Below are 5031 nucleotides of genomic sequence, written 5' to 3' on the forward strand. Positions count from 1 at the left end.
ACCTGGGACGCCATCGTCGAGGCCGCGGCTCAGGTTCTCGAGCGCGACGGCGCGGCCGCGTTCACCACCACCAGCGTCGCCGAGCGCGCCGGGGTGAGCATCGGCACCCTCTACCAGTACTTCCCCGACAAGCAGGCCATCCTGCTCGCCGCGGCGGAGCGTGAGGTCAGCGGCGAGGCGCCGGCGCTGGCGAGCCGGCAAAAGGCGCTGATGCGCGCCTTGATCGAATTCCTGAACGGCTTCGGGCGCGTGGCTGGCGCCTCGGCGCCTCGCATCCCGCACGGCCATGCGCGGGCGCGCGGCGCCTCGGGCCTCGAGCGACGCGTCCTCGACTGGGACCTCGACCTGGCGGCGGTGCTTCAAGGTGTGGTGTGGGACCTCGGGATGCGGCCGCAGCTGCAGCCCATCCCGGTGCGCATCCGGCGACGGCGCTGAGTCGCGAATCGGAACGCAGCGCCCGGGCCGAGCGGCTGGGCGACTATTTCGCGCTGCAGCTGCGGTTTGCCGAGCATATGGCGCTTCGCGCCGCGATCCCCTTCGCCAGATCCCTGACCCTCTACACCAATCTGCAGCGGCGCTTCGGCCTCGGATATGGCGGCGTCGGCCCGGCGCCGCCGCAGTGGCTGGCCTTTCTGGCCGAAATGGAACCGCTGCGGACGCCCGAGCAGCGGCTGGACTGGACCAGGAGCTTCTATCTCACCGCGCCGGACGACTTGCCGCCCGCCGATCAGCGCAGCTTCGGCTGTTTCCGTTGCGATCCGCCGGACGTGGCCGGCGTCTTGCGAATCCATTTCAGCAACCGCGACAGCGCAGACGACGTCGGCCCGCTCAGTCGCGCCAAGACGCCTCGCCGCCTAGCCGAATTGAAGACCATGTTCGCCTTCGTCCGCGAGACCTGGCCCAGAACCCGCACCGTCCAGGGCCGCTCATGGCTCTACAATCTCGACGCCTATCGCCGGTTGTTCCCGCCCGCCTATGGCGATTCCCGCGCGCCGCCCGCCGGCCGCGTCGGCCTGGGCGGCACGTCGAGCTGGGGCCAGTTCCTCGACCACCGAGAGGCCGTCAAGCCCGACCTGCGCGCCGCCTTCCTGCATAATATCGAGGCCATCGACGTCGAGGCGCCCTGGCGCGCGTTCCCGCTGCCCGCGCTGGGAGCGACGGCGCCGATCGCGCTGTTCTACGATTTCTACGCGGTCTAGGCCTGGGCGCTGGCCCTGCTCGCCGCGCGCGCCTTGCCGCCCGAGGCCGAGACCATCAGCTTGATCAGTTCCTCGGTCACCTTCGGCTCCAGGCCCTCGGTATGGCCCTTGTCGAGACGGACCACATCGGCGACCACGCGGCCGTCCTTGCCGTTCGGATAGACATAGACCTCGGCCGTTCCCGGGCGCGGCAACAGGCCCCAGCCCTTGGTGGAGAACTCCTGGCGACCGGTGTCGTGGATCTGGCCGGCTTCGGTGTCGACGATGTCGGGACGCCGCTCGCGCGGACCCGCGGCGTACTTTTCCGCCCACGGCGAGGTCTCCGGCAGGGAAGCGATCTCGTGCTCGCCGGTGGTGTAGATGAACGAGAAGTCGCAGGTCGGCGGCCCGCCGGGCGCCGGGCGCGGCATGTTCAGGGTCTGGCCGGGCGGCAGCGGCGGGCCAAAGCCCGGCGCGCGCTCGGCCGGCCCCATGCGGCCGCCGGAGAGGCTGAGCCAGCCATCGACCCGATCCTGGAAGAAGGGATCGTCGCGCAACAGCCGGTTGGAGGTCATGCCGCCCTGGGAGTGGCCGGCCAGCCAGAAGCTCTTGATGTTTTCCGGCCCGTACTTGTCGAAAACGTAGTTGACGATGTTGTGCAGGTGCTCGTCATCGGCTTCGCCGACCCAGCGCCGCGACGGCTCCTTGGTGGCGGCCGAAGGCGTGGCGATGACCAGGCGGTACTTGTCCTTGTAGTCGACCGCCGGGAAATAGGCCCGTTGCCAGGCGCCGACCGAGCCGCCGCCGTGCAGATTGAGGATGAAGGTGAGCTTCTCGCCCGGCTTCAGGTCGTCCGGGTCGTCGAGATAGAATTTGCGGCCGGTCTTCTCGTCCAGGGCTGCGATGCTCGCCATGTCGTCCTCTCCCTAAAATCGTCGTCGCCGCTTGGCCTTGGGCGCTCTTGGACCGAATTGATGCGGCGGAGGCGCCGCGACGGCAAGCGGATAATTCTACGATACCGTACAATCCTGTCCCGCCCGCGAAAGGCTCGCGCCCGCGGCCCGGCTCTGGTACAGCGCGCGCCATGAGCAGGGTTCCTTGTCGGTTTCGAATTAACCGCCCGGCGTGAAGCCGCCAATCACGGCGGCGCGCGCCGGGTTGTCCGCGCATTTGTTCGAACCCATGCTGGAGCCGATCATGGCCCCCCCCGATTCCCCTGGCGACGCCAGACCCGACACGACCGCCGGCCGCGACTATCGCGAGACCGTCTTTCTGCCCGAAACTCCGTTTCCCATGCGCGCCGGCCTGCCGAAGAAGGAGCCGGAAATCCTCGCGCGATGGGCCGAGCAGGACCTCTACCGGACCCTGCGCAAGGCCCGCCAGGCCGCCGGCGCGCCGCTCTACGTGCTGCATGACGGGCCGCCCTATGCCAACGGCGCCATCCATATCGGTCATACGCTGCAGAAGACGCTGAAGGATTTCGTCGTCCGCTCGCGCTTCCTGCTCGGCTACGACGTCGACTACCTGCCGGGCTGGGACTGTCACGGCCTGCCCATCGAGTGGAAGGTCGAGGAAGACCTGCGCGCCAAGGGCCGGCGCAAGGACGACGTCTCCAGGGCGGAGTTCCGCGCCCGCTGCCGCGAAGAGGCCGATCGCTGGATCGGCGTGCAGATGGAGGGCTTCAAGCGCCTGGGCGTGCTCGGCGACTGGGAGCGGCGCTATTCGACGATGGACTATTCGAGCGAGGCGGCCATCGTCGCCGAGTTCCACAAGTTCCTGATGTCGGACCAGCTCTATCGCGGCTCCAAGCCGGTGATGTGGAGCCCGGTGGAGCGCACGGCGCTGGCCGACGCCGAGATCGAATACCACGATCACGTCAGCCCGACCGTCTGGGTGAAGTTCCCGGTGCTCGAAGGCACGGACGCCGCACTTGGCGCCTCGGTGGTGATCTGGACCACGACGCCCTGGACCCTGCCGGCCAACCGCGCCATCCAATACAGCCCGGACATCACCTATGCGGTCTATGAGGTCGAGGCGACCAACCCGGACCTGGCCTTCGAGCCCTGGGCCAAAGCGGGCGACCGGCTGATCGTCGCCGAGGCGCTGGCCGACGAGGTGCGCGCGGCGGCCCAGGTGGCGAAGTGGAAGAGGCTCAGCGAAGTCAATCCATCCGGCATGGTCTGCGCCCATCCCCTGGCGGCGCTGGACGATGGATACGACTTTCCCGTGCCGTTGCTGGTTAGCAGCTATGTCACCGAGGACATTGGGACTGCCTTCATCCACACCGCGCCCGGCCATGGCGCCGACGACTATGCGGTTTGGCTGGCGCACGGGCATCGCGATATCCCCGATACGGTCGACGCCGACGGCGCCTACTATCCGGACGTGCCGCTGTTCGGCGGAATGAAGGTGCTGGAGACCGAGGGCAAGAAGGCCGGCAAGTTCGGGCCGGCCAACAACGCCGTCATCGAAAAGCTGATCGAGGCCGGCAACCTTCTGGCCCGCGGGCGGGTGGAGCACTCCTATCCCCACTCCTGGCGCTCCAGGGCGCCGGTGATCTTCCGCAACACCCCGCAGTGGTTCATCCGCATGGACGAGCCGCTCAACGACACTCTGCACGGTGGGCGCACCCTGCGCGAGACGGCGCTGGAGGCGATCGAGGCCACCGCCTTCTATCCGGAGGCCGGCCGCAACCGCATCCGCACCATGGTCGAGACCCGGCCGGACTGGCTGATCAGCCGCCAGCGCGCCTGGGGCTCGCCGCTGGCCATGTTCGTCGACAAGGTGAGTGGCCAGCCGCTGCAGGACGCCAACGTCAACGCCCGCATCGTCGACCTGATCGCCGCCGAGGGCGCCGACGCCTGGTTCACCCGGCCGGCCAGCGACTTTCTCGGCGATCACGATCCCGACCGCTATGAGAAGGTCGAGGACATTCTCGACGTCTGGTTCGACTCCGGCTCGACCCACGCCTTCGTGCTGGAGAGCCGCGCGGCGCAGAACGCCTCGCATTGGTCAGACGCCTCCCCCCGCCAGGGGCCCGACACCCGCTGGCCCGCGGACCTCTATCTGGAAGGCTCGGACCAGCATCGCGGCTGGTTTCAGTCGAGCCTGCTGGAGGCCTGCGGCACGCGCGGACGCGCGCCCTACGACCAGGTCCTGACCCACGGCTTCACGGTCACCGAGACCGGCGAGAAGATGTCGAAGTCGCTCGGCAACGCGGTGGACCCGGCGGATGTCATCCGCCAGAGCGGGGCCGAGATTCTGCGCCTGTGGGTGGCGATGATCGACTATTCCGAGGACACCCGGATCGGTCCGGCCATCCTGCAGAGCACGATCGACGGCTATCGCAAGCTCAGGAACACCGTCCGCTACCTGCTGGGCGCGCTGGAAGGCTTCGGTGACGCCGAGCGAGTCGAGCCGGCCGACATGCCGCCCTTGGAGCGCTTCATCCTGCACCGGCTCTGGGCGCTGGATGGCGAGGTGCGGGCGGCCTACGAGACCTACCGGTTCCAGGACGTGTGGCGGCCGCTGGCCGACTTCTGCTCCAATGACCTCTCGGCGCTCTATTTCGACATCTGCAAGGACGTCCTCTATTGCGACCTGCCCGACAGTCTGCGCCGCCGCGCCTGCCGCACGGTGCTGGACCTGGTGTTCGAGCGGCTGACCGCGTGGCTGGCGCCGCTGGCCGCCTTCACCATGGAGGAGGCCTGGCAGACGCGCTTCCCACAGGGCGGTTCGAACGCCTTGCGGGTGATCCCGGACACCCCCGCCGCCTGGCGCAACGCCGTCGAGGCCGCGCGCTGGGAGCGGGTGCAGGCCGTCACCCGCGTGGTCACCGGCGCGCTGGAGATCG

At 68.8% G+C, this 5031-nt stretch carries 4 protein-coding genes; 3 read left to right on the forward strand and 1 reads right to left on the reverse strand.

The window, feature by feature from the left end; all coding sequences use genetic code 11:
* Both VGL85_RS12865 and VGL85_RS12870 read left to right on the forward strand, forming a co-directional pair.
* Positions 1 to 435 (forward strand): helix-turn-helix domain-containing protein (locus VGL85_RS12865; protein ID WP_331589345.1); only part of this gene is annotated, 435 nt, incomplete at its 5' end.
* A 77-nt stretch (positions 436 to 512) separates the two neighbouring features.
* Positions 513 to 1199 (forward strand): hypothetical protein, encoded by a 687-nt coding sequence (locus tag VGL85_RS12870; protein ID WP_331589346.1) that lies wholly within the window; start codon positions 513 to 515, stop codon positions 1197 to 1199.
* On the opposite strand, the gene VGL85_RS12875 is transcribed toward VGL85_RS12870, so the two are convergent.
* Positions 1196 to 2092 (reverse strand): hypothetical protein, encoded by an 897-nt coding sequence (locus tag VGL85_RS12875; protein WP_331589347.1) that lies wholly within the window; start codon positions 2090 to 2092, stop codon positions 1196 to 1198. The two genes, VGL85_RS12870 and VGL85_RS12875, sit on opposite strands and share 4 nt — an antisense overlap.
* 283 nt (positions 2093 to 2375) lie before the next feature.
* Between VGL85_RS12875 and ileS the strand changes: the two genes are divergently transcribed.
* On the forward strand, positions 2376 to 5031 hold a 2656-nt coding region (gene ileS, locus VGL85_RS12880; RefSeq protein ID WP_331589348.1), incomplete at its 3' end, for an isoleucine--tRNA ligase.

The sequence above is a fragment of the Phenylobacterium sp. genome, from assembly GCF_036501465.1.
Classification (GTDB): Bacteria; Pseudomonadota; Alphaproteobacteria; order Caulobacterales; family Caulobacteraceae; genus Phenylobacterium.